We start from the raw sequence: 23,792 nt of genomic DNA, 5'->3' as shown, positions 1-23,792 counted from the left end.
CCGCTCGGGGGGCAGCTCATGTCTGAGATTCCGCGCAAGGCCGTCTCCCGCACCGCCCGGCTCGCCGCGCTCCCGCTGAGCTTCGCCGGCCGGGCGACGCTCGGCCTGGGCAAACGCCTCGGCGGCCGGCCGGCCGACGAGGTCACGGCGGAGCTGCAGCAGCAGACCGCCGACCAGCTCTTCGCCACCCTGGGGAAGCTCAAGGGCGGGGCGATGAAGTTCGGGCAGGTGCTGTCGGTCTTCGAGGCCGCGCTGCCCGAGGAGGTGGCCGGCCCCTACCGGGCCGCCCTGACGAAGCTTCAGGACGCGGCCCCGCCGATGCCCGCCGGCAAGGTGCACTCGCTGCTGGCCGAGCGGCTCGGCCCGAACTGGCGGAAGAAGTTCCGCAGCTTCGAGAACCGCCCGGCTGCCGCCGCCTCGATCGGGCAGGTGCACCGCGCGGTCTGGCACGACGGCCGGGTGGTCGCCGTCAAGCTCCAGTACCCGGGAGCGGGTGACGCGCTGCTCTCCGACCTGGCCCAGCTCAGCCGGGTGGCCTGGCTGCTCGGCCCGCTGATCCCGGGCCTCGACATCAAGCCGCTGATCACCGAGCTGCGCTCGCGGGTGGCCGAGGAGCTGGACTACGCCCTGGAGGCGGCGGCCCAGCAGCGGCACGCCGAGGAGTTCGCCGACGACCCGGACATCACCGTGCCCGGCGTGGTGGCCCAGGCCGACCAGATCCTGATCAGCGAGTGGCTGGACGGCACGCCGCTGTCCGAGGTGATCACCGGCGGCACCCAGCAGGAGCGCGACCGGGCCGGGCAGCTGCTCGCCCGCTTCCTGTTCGCCGGGCCGTCCCGGACGGGCCTGCTGCACGCCGACCCGCACCCGGGCAACTTCCGGCTGATCAAGGACGAGGGCCCGGTCGAGGGCTGGCGGCTCGGCGTGCTGGACTTCGGCACCGTCGACCGGCTGCCCGAGGGCCTGCCCGCGCCGATCGGCGACTCGCTCCGGATGGCACTGGCCGGCGACGCCGACGGCGTGCTGGACATGCTCCGCGAGGAGGGCTTCGTCAAGCCCGCGATCCAGCTCGACCCGGCCGCCGTGCTCGACTACCTGCTGCCGATCATCGAGCCGGCCACCGTGGAGACCTTCCACTTCACCCGGGCCTGGATGCGGGCCCAGGCGGCCCGGATCGCCGACCCGCGGTCCCCCGCGTACAACCTCGGCAAGCAGCTCAACCTGCCGCCGGCCTACCTGCTGATCCACCGGGTCACCCTGAGCACCATCGGCGTGCTCTGCCAGCTCGGCGCCAACGCGCCGTTCCGGGCCGAGATGCTGGAGTGGCTGCCCGGCTTCGCCCACCCGGTGGACGAGCCCACCGGCAGCTGACGCCCCGGCAGACCCCGCGACGACGCGACGATGGCCGCCCCACTGCGGTGGGGCGGCCATCGTCGTCACGGGGGTCGAGCTGTTACTCCGTCAGGTCTCACATCAGGGCGACGGCGAGCGCCTTGCGGGCTCGCAGCGAAGCACGTTCGGCCCGCCGCACCAGTCGGGCGGCCCGGGCGACTCGCTCGCCCACCCGTTGGTGCTCCGCCTCCTGGAGGCGTTCTTGCATATGGGCGCGGGCCAGGGTTTCTTGCATGAGTTGCATCTCGCGGGTCCTGTTCTGGATCAGAAGTTCGTTGGTCTGCTCGAGGCGGACGGTCTGCTTGGCGGCGGTGGCGGTCATGTGGTGGTCCTGCTCGTGGTGCGTGCTCGGGAACGGACGGGAGTGGGCGGCATCGGCCTTGGCGGCCGCGATGCGGACCGAGTTGCGCAGTGCACTGTCCAGCGGGGGCTGCTCACCCCGACGGACGGTCACCGCACCGGACGCGGCGGTCACGCCACGACCTCGGTCTTGCGCGGACGGCCACGCGGCCGCTTCCGGGCCACCACGACGCCCTGCACGAAGAGCTCGCCACCCCAGACGCCCCACGGCTCACGCCGCTCCAGCGCACCGGTCAGGCACGCGTCCTTGACCGGGCAGGTGCCGCACAGCGACTTCGCGTACTCGACGTCCGCCGGGGTCTCGGCGAAGAAGACCTCCGGGTCGAAGGCGCGACACGGGATGGGCTGGCCGTTGACCTCGGCCTGGTCAAGCGGGGTGAGCTGCATGAGAGAAACCTCCGGTGGATCGGCCTGGTCGGCCTTGGTGATGTCTGTCGGTACGGACGGGAGTGGCGGTGTGATGACCGTGGACACTGGCGTCTTCCTCGTCTTCTGCTGTGGATCCGGCCAGCTGACTGGTGGGGCTGGCCGGAGGTCCCGGAGGACCTGGGTGGATCTGACGTACCGGACAAAACAAGAGGGCCGCGAATCCCGGTGTAGACGGGTTCCGCGGCCCTGGAGGCTCGACCTGAGGCTGACTCAGGTTTGATCTCTCCAGGGTTCAGGGCCGCGGAAGGCCCACATCCGGACGGCCTCGGCAGCCACCAGGGCGGCCATGGCCTTCTTCTGCTTCTCGTCCTGCTGATCGGCGGCTCCGGCACCGTCGGCCTGCTGCGCATAGTCGCCATGCTTGGCGGCCGCAGCTGCTGCCTTCGATGCCATGAGCGGTCGGACGCTGGGAATGCCGCGACCGCCGCCGAACGTCGCCCCGGTGAGGGACAGACCCGTCTCGACGGAGGTGCCGAAGCTGCCGTTGCCCAGGCCATTAAGGCCGAGACCACTGACAACGCCGGAGACACCGGTGCCGTTGAGACCCGGACCGCTCAGCATGCCGACCTGCGAGAGGGCGCACGAAGGCATGGCGATGACGGTCTGGCCAGTCAGGTTGGTGATCGTCTTGGTTTCCACTGTCTTCGCCTCCTCTCGGCGCTCGCGGTGCCTGGTCTCCCGGGCCCCGATATTCGGATGATGGTCGGTCGTGCTGGTGATGCGGGTGGTGCGGGTCGTGCAGATGGTGCGGTAGTACCGGCAGGCGCGCGAAAGCGAGACCCTCACGGCCTCGCGATCTCGTCCCCTTGACCGCTCCGGCAGGCTATTGCGCCGCATGTACGGCGCGCAAACTATTTTTCCGGCGAGTTTCGAAGAGCGCCCCGGGCGGCTCTCGGGAGCGGCTCAGGCCGACTCCTCAGACTCCCCCTGAGTCTCGTCGAGGGGTTCGTCCGTGGACTCGTCCACGGGCTCCTCCCCGGCACACAACGACAACACGGCGGCCCCGTATTTGTCCAGCTTCATCGCACCCACGCCCGAGATCACGGCCAGCTCGCGCTCGCCGGCCGGGACGTCCTCGGCGATCGCCATCAGGGTCGCGTCGGTGAAGACCACGTAGGCCGGGGCGCCCTGCTTCTTGGCCTGCACCGAGCGCCACTCGCGCAGCCGCTCGTACAGCGCCTCGTCCATGTTCGACGGGCAGCTCTCGCAGCGGCGGAGCTTGCGCTCGACCGCGTCGGTCAGCGTGCGGTCGCAGACCCGGCACTTGACCGGGCCGCGCACCTTGCGGGCGGCGGACCGCTCGGCACCGAACTCGACCCCGCCGCGGCCGCCCTTGCCACGCGGCCCGGAGGCGCTGGAGCCCGGCCGCAGGCCGTCCAGAAAGCGGGTGGGCTTGCGGCTGGCCCGGCCGCCCGGAGAGCGGGACAGCGCCCAGGACAGCGACAGGTGCAGCCGGGCCCGGGTGACGCCGACGTAGAGCAGCCGGCGCTCCTCCTCGACCTGCTCGTCGGTCTTCGCGTAGATGATCGGCAGGGTGCCCTCGGTCAGGCCGACCAGGAAGACCGCGTCCCACTCCAGGCCCTTGGCGGCGTGCAGCGAGGCGAGCGTGACGCCCTCCACCGCGGGGGCGTGCTGGGCGGCCGCGCGCGCGTCGAGTTCGCCCACGTACGCCCCCAGGTCAGCGATCTGACCGGCCGTCAGCCGGGCCGCCTCGAACTCCTCGGCGAGCCGGACCAGCGCGGACAGCGACTCCCAGCGCTCCCGCACGGTGCCCGAACCGGCGGGCGGCGCGGGGGTGAAGCCCCGGCTCGCCAGCACCGCGCGGACCTGGCCCGCCAAGTCCGGCGCGTCGGCGGTCAGCGGGTCGGAGCCGGCCCGGGCCGCGCCGCGCAGCAGCATCACCGCGTCCCGCACCTCGGGGCGCTCGAAGAACCGCTCGGCGCCCTTGAGCTGGTACGAGATGCCGAGGTCGGCGAGGGCCTGCTCGTAGACCTCGGACTGGCTGTTGATCCGGAACAGCACCGCGATCTCGCTGGCCCGGACGCCCTTGGCGAGCAGCGCCTTGATCTCCCGGGCGGTGGTCTCGGCCTCGGTCGGCTCGTCGACGTACTCGGCGTAGACCGGCTCCGGGCCCGCCTCGCGCTGCGAGATCAGCTCCAGCCGGTGCTGGGCGGCCTGGCCGCTCGCCTTCGCCAGCAGGCCGTTGGCCAGGTGCACCACCTGGGGGGTGGAGCGGTAGTCCCGGACCAGCTTGACCACGGTGGCCTCGGGGTGCCGGGCCCGGAAGTTGAGCAGGTAGTCGGGGGTGGCGCCGGTGAACGAGTAGATCGTCTGACTGGCGTCGCCGACCACGCAGAGGCTGGCGCCGCCGCCCGTCCACTGGTCCAGCAGGCGCTGCTGGAGCGGGGAGACGTCCTGGTACTCGTCCACCGTGAAGTGCCGGTACTGGGCCCGGACCTGGCCGGCGATCTCCGGCCGGTCCTCCAGGATCGCGGCGGTGAGCAGCAGCACGTCCTCGAAGTCGATCACGCCGCGGTCGCGCTTGGACTGCTCGTAGGTGGCGTAGACCCGGGCGATCTCGGCCGGGTCGCGCGGGGCCTCGCGGCCGGTCTTGAGCACGGCGGCCGGGTAGTCGTCGGGCACGATCTGGGTGACCTTGGCCCATTCGATCTCGCTGGTCAGGTCGCGCAGCTCGGTGCGCTGGACCCGCAGGCCGCTGCGCCCGGCCGCCTCGGCGACCAGCTGGACCTTGCGCTCCAGCAGCCGGGGGACCTCGCCGCCGATCGCGCGCGGCCAGAAGTACTGGAGCTGACGGAGCGCGGCGGAGTGGAACGTCCGCGCCTGCACGCCCTCGGCGCCGAGCTGGCGCAGCCGGCCGCGCATCTCCCCGGCGGCGCGGGCGGTGAAGGTCACCGCGAGCACCTGCTGCGGCTGGTAGACGCCGCTGCGCACGCCGTACGCGATCCGGTGGGTGATCGCCCTGGTCTTGCCGGTGCCGGCGCCCGCGAGCACGCACACCGGGCCGTGCAGGGCCGTCGCGACGGCCCGCTGCTCCGGGTCGAGCCCGGCCAGCACCGCGTCGGCGCCGCTGGGCGCCGGGTCGCCGTAGGCGGTGCCGTAGGGGGTGTCGTACCGGCCGGGGAGACCTGAGAGCTCTTCCTGCATGCCGTCCATCCTCGCAGGGCGGACCGACGTTCCCGCCCGGGTTGTCCACAGGCCCCGCCCGCTCAACGGATAATCAGCTCGCCGACCGGCGCGCGTGGTACGCCGCACACCGGCCGGGCGCACGGAATGTTCCGTCGTCCGCCGGACGTTGTCGGCCTTGTCCGCACGCCCCCTCCCGAAGGAGTTCACCGCCATGTCCGGCAGCGTCACGATGTACAGCACGACCTGGTGCGGGTACTGCAACCGGCTGAAGAGCCAGCTGGACCGCGAGGGCATCGGCTACGACGTGATCAACATCGAGGAGGACCCGGCCTCGGCCTCCTACGTCGAGTCGGTCAACAACGGCAACCAGGTGGTGCCGACCGTGATCGTCAAGCCGGTCAACGGCGGCGAGCAGGTCGTGATGACCAACCCGAGCCTCCGTCAGGTGCAGGCCGCGCTGGCCGGCTGACCGAGCCTCACGAGCGCGCCGACGGCGCGTCAGAACCCGTGGCTCCGCTCCTCCCGGGGCGGGGCCACCGGTGTCTCCGGCACCGGCCTGGCACTCAGCTCGCCGAGCCCGTAGACCAGTCGGCAGCGGTCCGCCGAGTACCTGGTCTCGATCACCCGGACCGGGCCGCGCGCGTCGTAGCCGACCCGGGTCTGCACCAGCAGCGGGGCGCCCGGGCCGCCCTGGAACCAGGCCGCCTCCTCCGGGCCCGGCATCCGGGAGACCAGGTGGTCCACCGCACCGATCTCGGTCCGGCCGAGCGCGGCGAGCACCGCCTCGTCGCCGCCGGGCACCGGGTCCGGCTCCATCAGCGGGGTGCCGGCCGCCAGGCCCGCCCGGTAGTGGCTCTCCTCGATCGAGTAGGGCTCGCGGTCCAGCAGCCGGAGCTGCCGGCGCACCACCACCGCCTCGCCGGGCCGCAGCCCGAGCCGCTCGGCGATGTCCACCCGGGCCCGCACGATCAGCATCTCGAAGTCGACCGTGAGCCGGCGCCCGGCCGCCCTGGCCTCCCGGGCGTAGACCTCGGTCGGCGCGGCCAGGCAGTCCCGCTGCCCGGGCAGCTGGCCCGGCAGCAGGGCCGGGCCGTACACCCGGTGGTCCAGCACCGGATGCTCCTTCAGATAGGTGCCCTTGCCCTGCAGCCGGACCAGCCGGCCCTCGTTGACCAGCACGTCGACCGCGAGCCGGACGGTGTTCCGGGCGACGCCGTACTGCTGCTCGAGCTCGGTCTCGACCGGCAGTGGCGCGTCGCCCCGCCACTCCCCGGCGGCGATCCGGCGACGCAGGTCGGCGGCGAGTCGTTGGTACTTCGGTGATTGGGTACTGCCCCGTGGGATTGTCACCCGAGTGAATGTAGCGATCCGGCTTGCGCCATTTCAGCGAAACCGGCCAATATTGGCCGAGATCGGGGAACTCGGTATTGACCCCGACCAGGTCGTTCGCAGTCGCCCGGCGGCTCTCCGGTTCTGACGAAAGTCTGCCCGGAAGGGTCGCATCCAGCCACGTACACCCGGGGGCGGAGCCATGCCCGTGACCAGTACCGCGCGCCACTTCAAGGCGCGGCCGATCAATCTTCCACACACCGGGGCCGCCGGTGCCGACCATCGCCCGGGGCGGGCCCTGGAGGCGGCCGACCGGGGCGCCTGGTCCGCCACCGCGAGCTTCCCGCCGCAGCCGCACAACGTGGCCAGGGCCCGGCAGCTGACCCGGACGGCACTGGCCGCCTGGGGTGCCGCCGAACTCACCGACAGCGCCGAGCTGCTGATGTCCGAGCTGGTCACCAACGCGCTGCGGCACGGCCGGGGCGCGGTCTCGATCACGCTGGCGCTGACCGACCGCACGCTGCAGATCTCGGTGGCCGACTTCGGCCGCAGCCTGCCGGAGGCCAGGGAGGCGGCCGACGAGGACGCCCACGGCCGCGGGCTGGCCATCGTCGGGGCGCTGTGCAGCGACTGGACGGTCACCACCCGGCTGACCGGGAAGACCGTCAGCTGCTGGCTTGATGTCGACCGGAAGAACGACTGAGCAGGTAATTTCGAATTCGGTCGAAAATAGCCGGACAACGGAATCACGATGACTGAAAGGGGCGTACGGCAATCAGCCGCACGCCCCTTTCCACTCCTACTGACGGACTACCAGCGCGCCGCACTCGGCAGCGGTTCCCCGTACCAGAGTTCGACCAGATGACGGGCGATCGAAATACCCGACGGCGGCAGGATCTCCCCCGCCTCCATCCCGGCCCGCAGCTCGTCCCGGGAGAACCAGCGCGCCTCCGCCAGCTCCTCGCCGTCCACCGTGATCGCGGTGCCGCCCGGGTCGGCCTTGCCCAGGAAGCCGAGCATCAGGCTGGACGGGAACGGCCAGGGCTGGCTGGCCACGTAGCCGACCTCGGCGACCTTGACCCCGGCCTCCTCCAGCACCTCGCGGGCCACCGCCTGCTCGATCGACTCCCCCGGCTCGACGAACCCGGCCAGCGTGGACCAGCGGCCCTCCGGCCAGATCGCCTGCCGGCCCAGCAGGCAGCGGTCGTGCTCGTCGGTGATCAGCATGATCACCGCCGGGTCGGTCCGCGGGTAGTGCTCGGCCGCGCACGAGGTGCAGCGCCGGACGTGCCCGGCCCCGGCCTTCTCGGTCGGCTGGCCGCAGCGCGAGCAGAAGCTGTGCAGCCGGTGCCAGTGCTCCAGCGCGACGGCGTGCACCAGCAGCCCGGCGTCCCGGTCCGAGAGCAGCGCGCCGACCTCGCGCAGCCCGGCCGGACGGGCGTCGCCGTCCAGCCGCCCCGGCAGGCTGGAACCCGCCATCGCGAAGTACGAGGTGCCGTCCTCGTCGGTGCCGAGGAAGTAGCGGTCACCGGTCTGCGGCGCCTCGAACGAGGGCAGCAGCACCAGCTCGGTGCCCTGCTCGGTGTCGACCACGAAGACCTCGCCGCCCGCGATCGGCAGCACCTTGGTGGTCGGGTGGCTCCAGGCCGCGGCCAGCCACGGCTCGTCGAAGCGGTGCTGGGCGGCCCGGTCGACGCCGACCCTGGCCAGCGCGAGCGGCTTGGTGTCAGGCGCGGTGCTCAACTCGGTCCCTCTCCGTTCGGTCGGACGTTCGTTCGGACGTACGGTCGGTGGCTGTCAGGAGGTTCATGCCTGCGGCCAGCTCTCGGCCAGCTCGCTCCACAGGTGGGCGGCGGCCTCCACGCCCTTGGCGAGCAGGTCCAGCTCGACCTTCTCGTTCACCGAGTGCCAGCCGTCCGAGGGCACCGAGATCCCCAGGAAGAGCACCGGGGCGCCGAGCACGTCCTGCAGGTCGGCGGCCGGGCCCGAGCCGCCCTCGCGGGTGAACAGGATCTCCTGCTCGAAGGCCCGGCCCATCGCCCGGACGGTGGCCTTCAGCGCCGGGTGGTCCAGCGGGGTCAGGCAGGGGCGGGTGGCCCCGGGGAAGGTCAGCTCGTACCGGATGCCCTCGGGCACCTGCTCGGCCACCCAACTGCGGACGGCCCCCCTGACCTTCTCGATCTCCTGCCCGGCGACCAGCCGGAAGGACAGCTTGAGGTGCGCCTCGGCGGGCACGATGGTCTTGCCGCCCGGGCCGGTGTAGCCGCCCCAGATGCCGTTCACCTCGGCGGTCGGCCGGGCCCAGACCCGCTCCAGGGTGGAGTAGCCGGCCTCGCCCCGGGTGCCGGACGACTTGGCGACCCGCAGCCACTGCGCCTCGTCGAAGGGCAGCGCGGCGAACAGTTCGCGCTCACGGTCCGTCAGCTCCACCACGCCGTCGTAGAAGCCCGGCACGGCGACCCGGCGGTCCGCGTCGTGCAGCCCGGCGACCAGCTCGGCGGCCACCTCGGCGGGGTTGGGTACCGCGCCGCCGAAGGAACCGGAGTGGATGTCGGTGTCCGGGCCGTACAGGTCGAGCTGCGCGTCGGCCAGGCCACGCATGCCGGTGCAGACGGTCGGGGTGGTCTCGGACCACATCCCGGTGTCGGAGACGAAGACCACGTCGGCGGCCAGCCGGTCAGCCTCCCGGCGGATCAGCGCCTCGAAGTTCGGCGAGCCGGACTCCTCCTCGCCCTCCACCAGCAGCTTGAGGTTGACCGCGGGCGCCGTCCGGCCGGTCGCGGCCAGGTGGGCCCGCAGGCCCAGGGTGTGGAAGAAGACCTGCCCCTTGTCGTCGGCCGCGCCCCGGGCGTACAGCCGGCGGCCGACCACGGTCGGCTCGAACGGCTCGGTCGCCCAGCCGTCCTCCTTCGCGGCGGGCTGCACGTCGTGGTGCCCGTAGACCAGCGCGGTGGGCGCGGCCGGGTCCCCGGACGGCCACTCGGCGAACACCGCGGGCAGCCCGTCCGTCTCCCAGACCTCGACCACCGGGAAGCCGGTGGCCCGCAGCTGCTCCGCCAGCCACTCGGCGGACCGGCGGACCTCGCCGGCCCGGGCCGGGTCGGCGGAGACGGAGGGGATACGCAGCCAGTCGGCGAGATCGCGCAGGAACTCGTCCTGGTGCAGGTCGATGAAGGAGCGGACGACGCTGTCCGGGGTTTTCGTCATACGGACGACTTTAGTTCGCCGCCCGGACCCGATGCGCCGTGCTCCCGAGGTGTGGACTCGTTACCTGCGTCACCCCCGGGTCGGAGGTGACGCAGGTGACGGAGCCTCAGGCCGAGCGGCGCAGCAGCGTCAGCCTCGACCGGGTGAACAGCATCGCCAGCAACACCGCCACGGCGGGCAGCACCAGCAGGGTCAGCCCGATGTTCAGCCACGGGAAGGCGATCACGGCTTCCTTGACCGGTCCGTCCGGGTCCATCGGAATGGCCTGGATCTTGCGCAGGGCGACGGCGGGCACCACACCGCTGACGGTGCCGAGCAGCGCGCCCATCGCGGCGATCACCCCGCACTGGAAGCCGGACAGCCGGCGCCGGATCCCGCCGGTCGCGCCGACCGCCGCCAAGGTGGTGAGGTCGCCCTGCGAGTCGGCCGAGGCCAGCCCGGTGGCGATCCCCGCCGCGCCCAGCGCGACGATCGAGGCGAAGCCGGTCAGCGCGAGCAGGACCAGGTCGTTCCTGCCCTGGTAGCCACGCTCGACGGTGAACTGGGCATCGCTCACGACCTTGGCCAGTGCGGCCTCCGCCTTCTGCTCGTCGGCACTGCCCGGCATCTCGGCCGGCTGCCAGACCGAGCCGCCCTCCGTGACCGTCAGACCCAGCCTGCGGGCGGTCTCCGGGCTGGCGAAGGCGCCGAGGTTGTGCAGCGCCGACGGGAACACCACCGCCTCCGCCTTGACCTCGTGCCGCTTCGGCTCGGCCCTGGTCAGCTTGCCGTCGCTGCCGGGGACCAGGCCCGTGGTGCTGTTCTGCCCCTCGGGCAGCGGCTCCACCAGGGTCAGCGTGATGCTGCCGTCCTTGACGAAGTCCGGGTCGAGGACCACCACCTTGCCCTGGGCCAGCGCCTGCGCGGCCGCCGGGTCGCGGACCCCGGTCAGGTTGGCCAGCGCGGTGGCGTCACCGGCCAGCACGGGACTGTTGAAGACCGAGGCGTAGTTCCCGACCGGGTGGACGCAGCGCGGGTCCTTGCGGAGCCGCTGGTACTCCTCGTCGGGGAGCGGGCCGTTGTCGTCGTACAGCGGGCAGCGGATCTCCTTCGGGACCTTCAGTTCGAGGTAGCCGCTGCCGGGACGCCGGGTGGAACCGACCCCGGCCTCGAAGATGTCGCCGCGCGGGCCCAGCCCGGACATCTGCTGCTCCAGGGCGGCGCGCTCGGCCGCCAGCAGGCCGGGCTCGGCGTCCGGGCCGTAGCCCAGGCTGATCTTCACCGCGCCGCTGGGCAGCGTGGCCCGGTAGTCCTGCCGCTGCTCCTGGTCGGAGCTGGTGGCGTAGATGCCGACCGCGACCGCACCGGCCACCGCCGCCATCACGGCCGCCACCGCCGGAGCGGTCCGCCCCCGGTGCCGGACCGAGTCGCGCAGCGCGAGCCGGGGGCTGAGCGGCAGCCAGCGGCCGAGCTTCCCGAACAGGCCGACCAGCATCGGCGTACAGGCCACCATGCCGAGCTCGGCGATCACCGATCCGCCGAGCACCGCCAGCGCCCGGTCGCCCACCTGCGGGCCGAGCAGCGCGATCGCCGCGCCGCCACCGAGCATCAGCAGGCCGAGCAGCGCCAGCTTGCGGCTGGGCGGCTTGACCGACCCCCGACCGGTGAGCGCCTCCACCACGTCCTGCCGGGACGCCTGGACGGCCGGGACGACCGCCGCGAGCAGGCCGGTGGCCAGCCCGATCAGGGCGACGCCGAGCAGGTCCAGCGGGACCAGGTCGAAGCTGCCGAACCGGCGACCGGCCAGCTCCTCCAGCCACGGCCTGGCCACCGCGACGGTGACCGCCGCGAGCGCCACCCCGACCACCGAGCCGGTCAGCCCGAGCACCATGCCGCCGCCGAGCACCACCGAGCGGACGTGCGAACGGTCACCGCCGCCGGCGGCCAGCAGGCCGAGCTGGCGCCGGGACCGACGCGCACCGACGGCGAAGGCCGGGCCGGCCAGCAGCACGATCTCCAGCAACGCCATCCCGGCCACCGTGGCGAGCACCGCCAGCGCGGTCTTGTCGATCAGATCGCCGCCGTACTGGTTCTGCTGGTTGTAGTACGGGACCTCGGAGCGCGGCGGCGGGTCGAGCAGCACGGCGCGCGAGGTGACCTGGAAGCCGTACTTGTTCAGCTCCAGCACCTTGGGCCAGCCCAGCTGCTGCCCGGCGGGCAGTCGGACCAGCCACTCGCCGGACCCGGACGGGCCGCCCCTGCTCCCGTTGGCCCCGTTGGCCTTGGCCAGTGCCCGGGTCAGCACGTCCGGGCGGCCGATCAGTTGGCTCTCGCCCAGCTCGCCGGGGAACTCCACCGCGGCGGTGATGGTGAAGGGCCGGTCCACGCCGCGCAGCGTGGTGCTGTCACCGATCTTGAGACCGGACAGCTTCAGGAACTCACCGGTGACAGCCAGCTCCTGGGCGGCGGTCGGCGCCCGGCCGTCGATCAGGTCGATCCGGCCGCGCCAGATCGGGTCCGTGAGGTCCGCCTCGCTGGTCCCGACCCTCAGCTGGCCGGCCTTGGTGGTCGCCGTGGTGCCCTCGCTCCGGACCACCCGGATCAGCTCGGCCCCGGCCGGCAGCAGCTCCTTGGCCAGCGCCCCCGGCTCGACGTCCAGGCTCCTCTGCTGCTCGGGGGTGGGCTTCTGACCCTCCCTCAGGCCGTCCGTCGACATGCCCTCGCCCGGTGTCGGCGACTGGACCACGATCATGCCCTGCCCGTACGCGGACACCATCGCGTCGGCCTCGCCCATGATCCGGGCGATCTTCTGCTCCGGCTCGAGCTGGGCACTGCGGAAAACCACGTCGGCACCGGCCACCCCGAGCACCGGAAGGGCGATCATCGCGATCACCAGCGCGCTGCGGCCCTTGGCCTGCAGGGCGTCCCGGCGGGCGATCCGCAGGGCCACCCGCCACGCGCCGAGCTTCACTCCGCCCCCGGCCCGTTGCTGTTGGTGGCGGCCGACACCAGCAGGCTGGCGGCGTCCCGGCTGACGCTCTCGTCCACCACCCGGCCGTCCCGGATGAACACCACCCGGTCCGCCCAGGCGGCGTGCCGGGCCTCGTGGGTCACCAGCATGGCCGCCGCTCCGGCGTCGCAGCGGGCCCGCAGGACGGCGAGCACCGCCTCGCCCGTGGTGGAGTCCAGCGCACCGGTCGGTTCGTCGGCGAGCACCAGACGGCGTTCGCCGATCAGTGCCCGGGCGATCGCCACCCGCTGCTGCTGGCCGCCCGACATGTCGTCGGGGAAACGGTCGGCCAGCTCCTCGATGCCCAGCTCGGCGAGGGCCGCGAGCGCCTCGCGCCGGGCGGCCCGGGTCGACACGCCGTCCAGCTCCCGGGGCAGCGCGATGTTCTCGGCGGCGGTCAGCGCGGGTATCAGGTTGTAGTCCTGGAACACGTAGCCGATCGCCCGGCGCCGGGTCTGCGCCTGCTGCTTGCGGGAGAGGTCGCCGAGGCTCTGCCCCTCGACCAGCACCCGGCCGGTGGTCGGGGTGTCCAGCCCGCCGGCCAGGGTCAGCAGGGTGGACTTGCCGGAGCCGGACGGGCCCATCACGGCGACCAGTTCGCCGGGGTGCACCTTGAGGTCGACGCCGCGCAGGGCGTGCACCTCGGCCGCGCCGTGGCCGTGGACTCGGGTGACGTTCTCCAGGTGCAGCACCGCTTCGGTACCGGACCGGGCTTGCTGAGTGGTCAACTCTCCCCCTGCTGTGACGTTCGATCGGATGAGGGTGGGTCAGAAACGGACGCGCCTACGGGCGCGGGGCGTCTCTGCGGCCGGAGCGGCCGGGGCCGGCGGGGCAGGTGGCGGGGCCGGTTCGGGTGTCGGCCGGTACTGCGCGATCCGGACCTCGCAGTGGTCCAGCCAGCGGATCTCGGCCTCGGTCTGGAAGATCAGCTGCTCCAGCACCAGCAGCCAGGCCAGGTCGGAGCGGCCTTCCCCCTCGGCCGTCAACGCCTGGCCCTTGAGCCGGGTGTAGTCCTGCAGCGCCTTCATGCTGTGCCGGCGCTGACCCTGGACCACCGCCTCGACGTCCACCCCGGGTACGGTGACCGCCATCGCCAGCTTTATCGCCAGCTCGTCCCGGGGCGGGTTGGTCCGGGGCACCGGGGTGTCGAACCAGTGCCGCAGTTCCTCGCGTCCCTGGTCGGTGGCGGCGTAGTAGACGTGCCCCTCGGCGTCCTCACCGTGCGGGGCGACCAGGCCGTCCCGCTCCAGTCGGCCGAGCGTGGTGTAGACCTGACCGACGTTGAGCGGCCAGGTGGCACCGGTACGAGCCTCGAACTCGGTTCTCAGCTGGTAGCCGTAGCGCGGGCCCTGATCGAGCAGGGCGAGCAGACCGTGACGGATGGACATACCGAGTATGTATACCCGGTATGGTCCACGGCCTCAAGCTCTCCCGGTACCGTCACGTGGTGTGAGCCCGCTGCGCATCGCCACCTTCAACCTGTTGCACGGCCAGCCGCTGGCCGCCGACGGCAGTCCGCTGCCCTACCCCACCGACCCGGGTGACCCCCTGGCCGACGCGGTCGCCGGGCTGGCCCCGGACGTGCTCGCGCTCCAGGAGGTGGACCGCCACCAGGAACGCTCCGGCTTCGCCGACCAGACCGCGGTGGCCGCCAAGGCGATGGGCGCGACGGACTGGCGGTTCGCCGCCGCCCTGCACGGCCGCCCGGCGGCGTCCACCGGCTGGATCCTCGACCCCGCCGTACCGGGCCTCCAGGTCTACGGCCCCGACGAGGTCGGCGACTCCGCCGCCCCGTCCTACGGCACCGCCCTGCTCACCCGACTGCCCGTCAGCCAGTGGCGGGCCCGGCGGTTCGCCCCGGCGCCGTTCGGCCTGCCGCTCCGGGTGGCCGGCCGGCGCGGGCTCACCCCCGTGCCGGACGAACCGCGGGCCGCGCTGGCCGCCGTGCTCCAGGGCGAGCGGGGCGAGTTCACCGTGGTCGCCACCCACCTGTCCTTCGTACCCGGCTGGAACATGGCCCAGCTCGCGGCGATCCGGCGCTGGATCGCGGACCTGCCGAAGCCGCACCTGGTGCTCGGTGACTTCAACCTGATCGGGGCGGTGCCCCGGACGGTGCTGGGCGGCGCCACCGCACTAGGCCGCCGGCCGCAGCGGCAACTGCCCCGCCGCCGCAGTGGCCGGGGGCCCCGCCCCCGTCTCCAGGGCTGGCACGACCTCGCCAAGACCCCGACCTACCCGTCCCACCGGCCGGCGGTCCAGTTCGACCACGTACTCGCCACCGGCGTCCCCCGCTCCGCCGTCGGCACCACCGCCGCACCCCGGACCGGGATCTCCGACCACCGCCCGCTCCTGGTCGAGGTGGACCTGTAACCAGCCAGAGCCCGGGACAGCGCCTGGCAGGCACTCCGGTGCTATCACCCAGGGGCTCGGGAGCTGCGCCTTCGGCAGGCGCTCGGGCATCTACGGTCAGGGGCTCGGGGCTGCGCCGCAGGCAGGCGCTCAGCGGTCGACTACCCAGGGGCTCGGGGACTGCGCCGTAGGCAGGCGCTCAGCCGTCTACTACCCAGGGGCTCGGGGACTGCGCTGTAGGCAGGCGCTCAGCCGTCTACTACCCAGGGGCTCGGGGAACTGCGAGGAGATCTGGCGCTCGGGTCACTGCGAAAGTGCCTGACCCCCCTGAACGGATCACCGTGAACGAGGCCGGCGTCGCAGTTCCCCGAGCCCCTGGCGCCGTAGACGGCTGAGCACCTGCCTAAAGGTCGGCGGAGCCCCGGGCCCCCGACGGTGCTGCCCGGTTGGCCTGGGCGCTCTGGTGCGGGAGTTGGGGCAGGATCGGCTCGTACTGGAGGAGGAGCATCGCGGCGTCGTCCCCGAGCTTGCGCCCGACGTGGCGGACCACGTCGTCGTGGAGGCGGCGGAGGACCTCGACCGGGCCGCCGACCGCGCAGTAGGGGAGGCGTTCGGCGAGGGGGTAGAAGACGCCCCGGTGGTCGCGGGCCTCGATGACGCCGTCGGTGAAGAGCAGGACCCGGTCGCCCGGGCGGACCGGGACGCGTTGGACCGGCGGCCGGACGTCCGCCGGGTCGAGCACACCGAGCGGCGGCACCGTCTCGGGCAGTTCGAGCGGCTGCGGGGCCTGGCCGGGGCGGAGCAGCAGCGGGGCGGGGTGGCCGCAGTTGACGATCTCGGCGGTGCCGTCGGCGCAGACGCTGATCAGCAGGAGGGTGACGAACTCCTCCTCCACGCCGGGGTGGTCGTTCTCGTGCAGGGCCCGGTCCAGGCTGACGGCCAGCCAAGCCGCCACCCGGTCCAGGGCGGGCTCCTGGTGGGCGGCCTCGCGGAACGCGCCGAGCACGGCGGCGGCGGTCTCGACGGCGGCCAGGCCCTTGCCCCGGACGTCGCCGATCACCGCGCGGACGCCGTGCCGGGTGTTCACCACCTCGTACAGGTCGCCGCCGATCGAGGCGTGCTCGGCGGCGGCGGCGTAGTGCACGGCGGCCCGGACGCTGCCGACCCGGTCCGGGACGGAGCGCAGCAGGACCCGGCGGGCGACCTCGGCGACCAGTTGGGCGTCGGCGAGGGCCTGCTCCTGGCGGACCCGCAGGGTGGCGCTGACCCAGCCGATCCCGGCGACCAGCGCGATCGCGAACACGGTGGCGCTGTGCACGGACTGGCCGAGCACGTCGTGGTAGCCGGCCAGCGCGAAGGCGGCGATCTCGGTGAACAGTCCGATCAGCAGGGGGTACCAGGTGCGTCGGCTGACCACCGCGGCCAGCGCGGGGACGGCGGTGAGGGCGGGCTCGACGGTGACCGCGGAGTTGCTGAACCAGTCGAGTGCGATCACCAGCAGCATGCCGATGAACGGCAGTGCCATCGAAGTTTTCGGCCAGGTCCCGGTGACCGTGCCCGGGACAGCCCCCGGGGTCGGCCCCGCGAGCCGGTCTCTGATCCATCCGGTCGCGCTCAACTTCGGTCTCTCCAGCAGAAGGTGGCCGGTGCCTGGGACACCTGCGGTGATGACAGAGGGTCAGGTCGTGGAGCCCTGACCGATGGCCGGAGTTCGGGGGTGACCGGTTACCGACCCCACAATAGGCGCGAATAGTGCACAGCGCACAGGTTTCGCACGATGCTGTGACGAAATGGATGCGCTGCGTGACTCAACTTGTGTCATTCCCGATCAGGAGCCGGGTCAACTCTTTTCGGCTGGGAAGTTCGGCCGGTCTTTCGATCCGGCCGCTGCGGACGTAGAGGAACGAGGCGGTGACCTGCTCCGGCTCGACGCCCGTCAGCTCGGCCCAGGCCAGCCGGTAGATCGCCAGCTGGAGCGGGTCGGCGGTCTCCTCCCGCTGGGTCTTCCAGTCCACCACCTCCCAGCGGGGGGCTGCTGGTGACCCTGAGCCACCGTCACTCTCCTGGTAGACCGCGTCGATCCGGCCGCGCACCACCCGCCCGCCCAGCACCAGCTGGAACGGCGCCTCCACCCGGTACGGCCGCCGGTTCGCGTACGGGCTGCGCAGGAACGCCTCCTTCAGCCGGTCCAGGTCGTGCTCGTCCTCGATGCCGTCGTCGTCCACGCCGGGGAGCGCGTCCGGATCGACCAGCAGCAGCGGTTCGATCCGGGCCTGCACCCAGGCGTGGAAGCGGGTGCCCCGGCGGGCGGCGGCCTGCGGCGGGCGTGGCATCGGGCGGGCCAGCTCCCGGGCGAAGCCGTCCGGGTCGGCGGAGAGCCGGAGCAGCTGGGTGGCGGAGAGCGAGGCGGGCAGCGGCACCTCCCGCACTGCCCGGCGGGAACGTTCCAGCTCACCGAGCAGGGCCGTCAGGTCGCGGTCCCAGGAGGCGACCTGCCGCTCCGACTCCGGGCTCATCCGCTCGGGACCGGGCGCGGGTTCGCCGGCCAGCCGGCGGTGCACCACCTCGGCCACCCGGCGCCGGGCCAGCTGGGCGGCGGGGTCGAGCGGCAGCGGCCAGGGGGTCTCCACCGAGGTGTCCAGCGCCGGGTTCACGGCGTCCGGCAGTGGCGGCTCGGCCCAGACCTCGACCTCGCCGTTGCCGGGCTGCGCGGCGTGCTCGGACAGCGCGGTGAGGAAGGCCGACGGGCCGCGCCGCCGCTTCTGGCTCGGGCCCCACCAGTGGCCGGAGGCGAGCAGCAGCTCCCGGGGGCGGGTGAAGGCGACGTAGCCGAGCCGGAGCTCCTCGGTGGCCGAGTGCCCGGCCATCTCGGCCTTGAAGAGCTTCATCTCCTTGGGCGTCAGGTCGCCGAGCACCGGCAGGGTGGCGGCGTCCCCGCGCAGCTCGTGCGGGAGCACCTTCTTGGTACTGGTCCAGCGCTCCCGGCCCTTGGCGCTCGGGAACGCCTCCCGGACCAGCCCGGGCACGGCCACCACGTCCCACTCCAGGCCCTTGGACTTGTGCGCGGTGAGCACCTTCACGGTGTCCTCGCCGCCGGGCAGGCTGCTGTCCAGGCCGCGCTCGTACTCCTGTGCCGCCCGCAGGAACGCCAGGAAGGCGGACAGGCCCGGGTCGCCGTCCAGGTCGGCGAAACCGGCGGCCACGTCCAGGAAGGAGTGCAGGGTCTCCCGGCGGCGGGCGGCCAACGCGGTCGGGGAGGCGGAGAGTTCGACCTCCAGGCCGGTGACCGCCAGCACCCGGTGCAGCACGTCCATCAGCGGCTCGGCCAGCGAGCGGCGCAACTCCCTGGTCTCCCGGGCCAGATGGGCGAACCGGACCCGGGCCTCCGGCGAGAACGGCAGTTCGTCGGGCTGCTCCTTGTCCAGGAAGCTCTCCAACGCGTCGGCCAGCGAGACCACTTCGGTCGGATCGGTCTCCGCCACCGCGGCCGCCAGCGGATCGGCACCGCCGGCCACCCCGGTCCGCACCAGCGCGGCGGCCCGGCGGCCGAGCAGCGCCAGGTCGCGCGGACCGATCCGCCAGCGCGGGCCGATCAGCAGCCGGACCAGCGAGGCGTTCGCGGTCGGGTCCTGCAGCACCTCGCAGACCGCCACCAGGTCGGCCACCTCGGGCAGTTGGAGCAACCCGCCGAGCCCGACCACCTCGACCGGCACCTCCCGGGCGACCAGCGCGGCGTGGATGTCCGGGAACGCCGAACCGCCGCGGCAGAGCACCGCGATCCGGCCCGGCGCGGTGCCGGTGGCGGTCAGGTGGGCGATCCGGTCGGCCAGCCACTCCACCTCCTCGGCGTGGGTGGGCAGCAGCGCACAGCGCACGAAGCCGTCCAGCTCGGCGCCCGGCGCGGGCCGGAGCGCCTCCACGCCCGCGTGCATCTCCCGCAGCGGGACGGCCAGTTGGTTGGCGAAGGCGAGCAGACGGCCGCCGCTGCGACGGTTCTCACTGAGCGAGTAGCGGTGCGCGGGCGTGGTGTTGCGGCGCGGGAAGTGCCGCGGGAAGTCGTCCAGGTTGGCCACCGAGGCACCCCGCCAGCCGTAGATCGCCTGGCACGGGTCACCGACCGCCGTCACCGGGTGCCCGCTGCCCGACCCGAACAGCCCTGCCAGCATGAGACGTTGGGCCACCGAGGTGTCCTGGTACTCGTCCAGCAGCACCACCTGGAACTGCTCCCGCAGCAACACCCCGACCTCGGGACGCTGCTGGGCCAGCCGGGCCGAGGCGGCGATCTGGTCGCCGAAGTCCATCAGGTTGGCGGACTGCTTGCGACGCCGGTACTCCTCCACCAGCTCCAGCAGCTCCAGCCGGGCCCGGGACGTCACCGGGATCGCCCGCAGGTCGTCGTTGCCCAGCTTCACGGTGGCCGCGTGGTCCAGCAGCTCCCGGTCGAAGTCCCGCAGCCGGGCGGGCTCCACCAGGTGCTCGGCCAGCTCCGAGTCCAGCGCGATCAGCTCGGCGACCAGGCCGGAGAACGCACCGGTCAGCGCCGGGTACGGGCCGCGCGAGTGCCGCAGCACCCGCGCGGCCAGCTGGAACCGGGTGGCGTCGGCGAGCAGCCGGACGTCCGGCTCGATGCCCAGCCGCAGGCCGTGCTCCTTCAGCAGCCGGCCGGCGAACGCGTGGTAGGTGGAGATCTCCGGTTCGCCGAGCGAGTCCTCGTCCGCGTCCAGCACACCGGCCCGCAGCAACGCCGTCCTGACCCGCTCGGCCAGCTCGCCCGCCGCCTTGTTGGTGAACGTCAGCCCGAGCACCTGCTCCGGCCGCACCGCCCCCGACCCGACCAGCCACACCACCCGGGCGGCCATCACCGTGGTCTTCCCCGACCCGGCCCCCGCCACGATCACCGCGGGCTCCAGCGGCGCCCCGATCGCCGCCATCTGCTCCCGGTTGAACGGGACCCCCAACAGCTCCTTGAGCTGGACCGGGTCACTGAGCAGGGATCGCATCCACCAACCCTAACGGCGGGCACCCACGAGCCGGAGCTGCGCTTTCGCAGGCGCTCGGGCATCTGCGGTCAAGGGCTCGCGGCTGCACTGTAGGCAGGCGCTCAGCGGTCGACTGTCCAGGGGCTCGGGGAACTGCGAGGAGATCTGGCGTTCGGGTCACTGCGAAAGTGCCTGACCATTTACGCGACGATCACCTTGAACGCGGTCGGCGTCGCCGTTCCCCGAGCCCCTGACTCCGTAGCGGGCTGAGCACCTGCCGACAGCAGAGCCCCGAGCCGCTGACCGTAGCGGGCTGAGCGGCTGCCGGGAGGTGTCAGTCGAGCAGTTGGCGCCCGTCCCGCTGGGCGGTGCAGCTGCCGCGGAAGTTGCAGCGGGCGCAGGACTCGCTGGTCCGGGGGACGAACCGTTCCGCCAAGACCCGGCCGGCCGTGTCGGCGAGCAGGTTCTCGATCCACGGTTCCTCCGGCGGGCCCTGGTGCTGGACCTTCGGGGCTTCCGGCTCCGCCTTGGAGGTTTCCGCCCGGAGGTGGACCAGTTCGGCGCCGCCGACCTCGGGGCGCTGCTCGAAGAACTCGTCCAGTGCCCCGGCCCGGGCGGCGAGCTGGTAGACCGCCAGCTGCTTGTGCTCGGGCAGCGACTTGTCGGTCGGCAGCTGCTTGCCGGTCTTGAAGTCGACCACGTACGCCCGGCCGGCCTCGTCCTGTTCGACCCGGTCCATCGAGCCGCGGATCCGGACGCTGACCTCGCCGACCGGCAGGGTGAGGTCGAAGTCGTGCTCGGTGGCGACGGTGCTCCGGCCGCGTTCCAGCACGTGCCAGTGCAGGAACCGCTCCAGCGCCGCCCGGGCCTGCTCCTTCTCCTGCTGGGACTTCCAGGGCGCGTCGAAGGCCAGCGCGTCCCAGACCGTGTCGAGCCGCTCCATCAGCACCGCCAGGTCGGCCGGGGTCCGCCCGGAACCGACCTCGTCGGCCAGCGCGTGCACCACGTTGCCGAAGCCCTGGGCGGCGGTGGTGGTGCTGCCTGCCTTGACGTCCTTCTCCAGGAACCACTGCAGCGAGCAGCTCTCCAGCTGCTCCAGGCCGCTGCCGGAGAGCCGCACCGGCAGCTCGGCGTCCCGCAGCGGTTCGGCCGACTCGGTCCGGTCCACCAGGCCCCACCAGCGGTCGGGGTGGGCGACCGGCACCAGCGGGGCGCCGTCCTCGTCGGTGGCCGCCGCCAGCACGGCCAGCCGCTCGGCGGCGGCCCGGCGCAGCTCGGGCGGACGCGCCGGGTCCACCGTCACCGCCCGCAGCTCGGCGACCAGGGCGGAGACCGCCAGCGGCCGCTTCGGACGGTGCGTCACGTCCTCGACCGTCACCTGCGGGGTGCGCCGCAGCACCCGGCCGGTCCTGGGGTCGAGCTCCTCGCGGTACAGCTCGCGCAGGAACCGGGACGGCTCGTCGCCGTCCTCGGCGGGGGCCTTCACCGCCGTGACGATCAGCCGGTCCTTGGCCCGGGTGACGGCGGTGTAGAAGAGGCGGCGCTCCTCCCCCAGCAGCGCGGCCGGGGAGAGCGGCTCGGCCAGGCCGTCCCGGCCGATCCGGTCGGCCTCCAGCAGCGAGCCGCGGCGGCGCAGGTCGGGCCAGAGGCCGTCCTGCACGCCGGCCACCACGACCACCCGCCACTCCAGCCCCTTGGACCGGTGCGCGGTCATCAGCCGCACCGCCTCCGGCCTGACGGTCCGTACGGCCAGGGTGTCGGCGGCGATGTCCTGCGCCTCCAGCTCGGCCAGCAGTTCCTGGGCGCCCCGGTGCCCGGCCACCTGCTCCTCGGCGCGGGCGGCGGTCTCGAACAGCGCGCACAGCGCGTCCAGGTCCCGGTCGGCGTTGCGGCCGGCCGCGCCGCCGCGCAGCGCGGCCCGCTCCAGCCGTTCGCGCCAGCGGCGGCTGCCGTCCCAGAGCTCCCAGAGCGCGGCCTCGGCCCCGCCGCCGCCCGCGAGCTGTTCGCGGACCTTGCGCAGCAGCACGCCGAGTTCGCGGGCCCGGCGGGCGTAGCCGGGCTCCATCGCGACCAGCCGGTCCGGCTCGGCCAGCGCCTCCCGGATCAGCTCCTCGGCCGGGCGGACCACGGCGGGCGCCTCGGTGTCCCGCAGCGCCTGCCGTTCCTCCTCGCGCAGGGCCCGGCCGAGCCGCCGCAGGTCGGAGCCGTCCAGCCCGCCGAGCGGGCCGGTCAGCAGGGTGTGCGCCTGCTCGGCGGTGCACTGCGCGGCGGGGTGGGCGCAGACCCGAAGGGCCGTCAGCAGCGGGGTGACGGCGGGTTCCTCCCGGAGCGGCAGGTCGTCGCCGTCGATCTCCAGCGGCACCCCGGCCGCGCCGAGCGCCCGCCGGACGCCGGGGATGGACCGGCCGCCGGCCCGGACCAGCACCGCCATCTCGCCCCACGGCACGCCGTCCTCCAGGTGCGCCCGGCGCAGCAGGTCGGCCACCGAGTCCAGCTCGGCACCGGGGGTCGGGTAGGTGTACACCTCGACCCGGCCGCCCTCGCGGGAGGGCAGCAGGGCGCGGTGCGCCGCCAGCTTCTCGGCGGGCAGCCGGCCCATCGGCATCCGCCGGGTGAGCTCCCGGGCGGCGGCCAGCAGGACCGCGCCGGAGCGGCGGGAGACCCGGAGCACCTTGACGTCGCCGGGGCTGCCGTCGGCCTTCGGGAAGGTGTCGGGGAAGTCGAGGATGCCGTTGATGTCGGCGCCCCGGAAGGCGTAGACCGACTGGTCCGGGTCGCCGACCGCGACCAGGTCCCTCCCGCCGCCCGCGAGTTGGCGCAGCAGCCGGACCTGGGACGGGTCGGTGTCCTGGTACTCGTCCACGAAGACCACGTCGTACCGGGCCCGCAGCGCGTCGCCCACCTCCGGCCGTTCGGCCAGCAGCACGGCCCGGTGCACCAGTTCGGCGTAGTCGAGCACCCCGCGCAGGTCGAGCACGTCCAGGTAGTCGGCCAGGAAGTGCGCGGCGGCGGCCCAGTCGGGGCGCTGCACGCCGGCCGCGAACCGGCTCAGCTCGGCCTCGCCGAGGCCCAGCTCCCGGCTGCGGGCGAGCACCGCCCGGACCTCGTCGGCGAACCCCCGGGTGGTCAGGCAGGCCCGCAGGTCCAGTGGCCAGGCGATGCCGCCCTCCCCCAGCCGGACGTCCTCGGCGTGACCGGCCAGCAGCTCACGGACCATCACGTCCTGCTCGGGGCCGGACAGCAGCCGGAGCGGCTCGGCGTACGCGGCGGGCTCCTGGTGGGCCCGCAGCAGGGCGTAGCAGAACGAGTGGAAGGTGGTGGCCTGCGGGGTGGCCGAGCCGGTGCCGAGCCGGGTGGTGGTCCGGTCCCGCAGCTCCATCGCGGCCTTGCGGCTGAAGGTGAGCACCAGGATGCGTTCCGGGTCGGTGCCGCGTTCGATCCGCCGGACCACCGACTCCACCAGCGTGGTGGTCTTGCCAGTCCCCGGCCCCGCGAGCACCAGCAGCGGCCCGTCGGTGTGCTCGGCCACGGCCCGCTGGTACTCGTCCAGCACGGGCGGGGCCGGCTGCGCGAGCGGACTGCGGACCAGACGGAACGGGGAGGACACCCGG

17 protein-coding genes are annotated in these 23,792 nt (G+C 73.4%); 4 read left to right on the top strand and 13 right to left on the bottom strand.

Annotated elements, in window-relative coordinates; all coding sequences use genetic code 11:
• The first annotated feature begins 18 nt into the window (after nucleotides 1-18).
• A complete protein-coding gene (locus ACIRPK_RS08210; RefSeq protein WP_403034702.1) occupies nucleotides 19-1,371 on the top strand; it encodes an ABC1 kinase family protein in 1,353 nt (450 codons plus the stop codon).
• Between the two features lie 97 nt (nucleotides 1,372-1,468).
• Here the strand turns inward: ACIRPK_RS08210 and ACIRPK_RS08205 are convergent, their stop codons facing one another.
• The 4 genes from ACIRPK_RS08205 to ACIRPK_RS08190 all read right to left on the bottom strand — a co-directional run bounded on the left by ACIRPK_RS08205 (nucleotide 1,469) and on the right by ACIRPK_RS08190 (nucleotide 5,256).
• Nucleotides 1,469-1,714, bottom strand: coding sequence for a hypothetical protein (locus tag ACIRPK_RS08205; RefSeq protein WP_403035134.1), 246 nt, complete (start codon nucleotides 1,712-1,714; stop codon nucleotides 1,469-1,471).
• 149 nt (nucleotides 1,715-1,863) lie between these two features.
• The gene (locus ACIRPK_RS08200; RefSeq protein ID WP_403034699.1) at nucleotides 1,864-2,226 is read right to left on the bottom strand and encodes a WhiB family transcriptional regulator; all 363 of its coding nucleotides are present in this window, start codon (nucleotides 2,224-2,226) and stop codon (nucleotides 1,864-1,866) included.
• Between the two features lie 165 nt (nucleotides 2,227-2,391).
• Nucleotides 2,392-2,967, bottom strand: a complete 576-nt coding sequence (locus tag ACIRPK_RS08195) for a hypothetical protein (RefSeq protein ID WP_403034696.1) — start codon at nucleotides 2,965-2,967, stop codon at nucleotides 2,392-2,394.
• 117 nt (nucleotides 2,968-3,084) lie between these two features.
• Nucleotides 3,085-5,256, bottom strand: coding sequence for an ATP-dependent DNA helicase UvrD2 (locus tag ACIRPK_RS08190; RefSeq protein WP_403035131.1), 2,172 nt, complete (start codon nucleotides 5,254-5,256; stop codon nucleotides 3,085-3,087).
• Between the two features lie 283 nt (nucleotides 5,257-5,539).
• Here ACIRPK_RS08190 and ACIRPK_RS08185 point away from each other — a divergent pair, with 283 nt between their 5' ends.
• Nucleotides 5,540-5,797, top strand: a complete 258-nt coding sequence (locus ACIRPK_RS08185; RefSeq protein WP_350661091.1) for a mycoredoxin — start codon at nucleotides 5,540-5,542, stop codon at nucleotides 5,795-5,797.
• A gap of 29 nt (nucleotides 5,798-5,826) precedes the next feature.
• Here the strand turns inward: ACIRPK_RS08185 and ACIRPK_RS08180 are convergent, their stop codons facing one another.
• Entirely contained in the window at nucleotides 5,827-6,678 is an 852-nt protein-coding gene (locus ACIRPK_RS08180; RefSeq protein ID WP_403034693.1) for a GntR family transcriptional regulator, read from the bottom strand.
• Between the two features lie 187 nt (nucleotides 6,679-6,865).
• Between ACIRPK_RS08180 and ACIRPK_RS08175 the strand changes: the two genes are divergently transcribed.
• Complete coding sequence (locus ACIRPK_RS08175) at nucleotides 6,866-7,360, top strand: ATP-binding protein (protein ID WP_403034690.1); 495 nt, start codon at nucleotides 6,866-6,868, stop codon at nucleotides 7,358-7,360.
• Nucleotides 7,361-7,467: 107 nt separating this feature from the next.
• On the opposite strand, the gene nudC is transcribed toward ACIRPK_RS08175, so the two are convergent.
• The 5 genes from nudC to ACIRPK_RS08150 form a co-directional block, all read right to left on the bottom strand.
• Entirely contained in the window at nucleotides 7,468-8,400 is a 933-nt protein-coding gene (gene nudC, locus ACIRPK_RS08170) for an NAD(+) diphosphatase (RefSeq protein WP_403034687.1), read from the bottom strand.
• A gap of 63 nt (nucleotides 8,401-8,463) precedes the next feature.
• On the bottom strand, nucleotides 8,464-9,864 hold the full coding sequence (locus ACIRPK_RS08165; protein ID WP_403034685.1) for a dipeptidase: 1,401 nt from the start codon (nucleotides 9,862-9,864) through the stop codon (nucleotides 8,464-8,466).
• Nucleotides 9,865-9,970: 106 nt separating this feature from the next.
• The gene (locus tag ACIRPK_RS08160; RefSeq protein WP_403034682.1) at nucleotides 9,971-12,814 is read right to left on the bottom strand and encodes an FtsX-like permease family protein; all 2,844 of its coding nucleotides are present in this window, start codon (nucleotides 12,812-12,814) and stop codon (nucleotides 9,971-9,973) included.
• Nucleotides 12,811-13,581 (bottom strand): ABC transporter ATP-binding protein, encoded by a 771-nt coding sequence (locus tag ACIRPK_RS08155; protein ID WP_403034679.1) that lies wholly within the window; start codon nucleotides 13,579-13,581, stop codon nucleotides 12,811-12,813. Before ACIRPK_RS08155 ends, ACIRPK_RS08160 begins: the two co-directional genes overlap by 4 nt.
• A 39-nt stretch (nucleotides 13,582-13,620) precedes the next feature.
• Nucleotides 13,621-14,241: a PadR family transcriptional regulator gene (locus tag ACIRPK_RS08150; protein ID WP_403034677.1), complete on the bottom strand. Its 621-nt coding sequence runs from the start codon at nucleotides 14,239-14,241 to the stop codon at nucleotides 13,621-13,623.
• A gap of 61 nt (nucleotides 14,242-14,302) precedes the next feature.
• Between ACIRPK_RS08150 and ACIRPK_RS08145 the strand changes: the two genes are divergently transcribed.
• Complete coding sequence (locus tag ACIRPK_RS08145) at nucleotides 14,303-15,223, top strand: endonuclease/exonuclease/phosphatase family protein (RefSeq protein WP_403034675.1); 921 nt, start codon at nucleotides 14,303-14,305, stop codon at nucleotides 15,221-15,223.
• A gap of 382 nt (nucleotides 15,224-15,605) precedes the next feature.
• Here the strand turns inward: ACIRPK_RS08145 and ACIRPK_RS08140 are convergent, their stop codons facing one another.
• From ACIRPK_RS08140 to ACIRPK_RS08130, 3 genes are all read right to left on the bottom strand, one after another.
• Complete coding sequence (locus ACIRPK_RS08140; protein WP_403034672.1) at nucleotides 15,606-16,727, bottom strand: PP2C family protein-serine/threonine phosphatase; 1,122 nt, start codon at nucleotides 16,725-16,727, stop codon at nucleotides 15,606-15,608.
• Between the two features lie 283 nt (nucleotides 16,728-17,010).
• Nucleotides 17,011-20,202, bottom strand: a complete 3,192-nt coding sequence (locus ACIRPK_RS08135; RefSeq protein WP_403034669.1) for a UvrD-helicase domain-containing protein — start codon at nucleotides 20,200-20,202, stop codon at nucleotides 17,011-17,013.
• Nucleotides 20,203-20,515: 313 nt separating this feature from the next.
• Nucleotides 20,516-23,788: an ATP-dependent helicase gene (locus ACIRPK_RS08130; protein ID WP_403034667.1), complete on the bottom strand. Its 3,273-nt coding sequence runs from the start codon at nucleotides 23,786-23,788 to the stop codon at nucleotides 20,516-20,518.
• Nucleotides 23,789-23,792 lie beyond the last annotated feature (4 nt).

The organism is Kitasatospora sp. NPDC101801 (assembly GCF_044766665.1).
Taxonomy (GTDB): domain Bacteria; phylum Actinomycetota; class Actinomycetes; order Streptomycetales; family Streptomycetaceae; genus Kitasatospora.
This window is presented reverse-complemented; position numbering and strand designations above follow the sequence as displayed.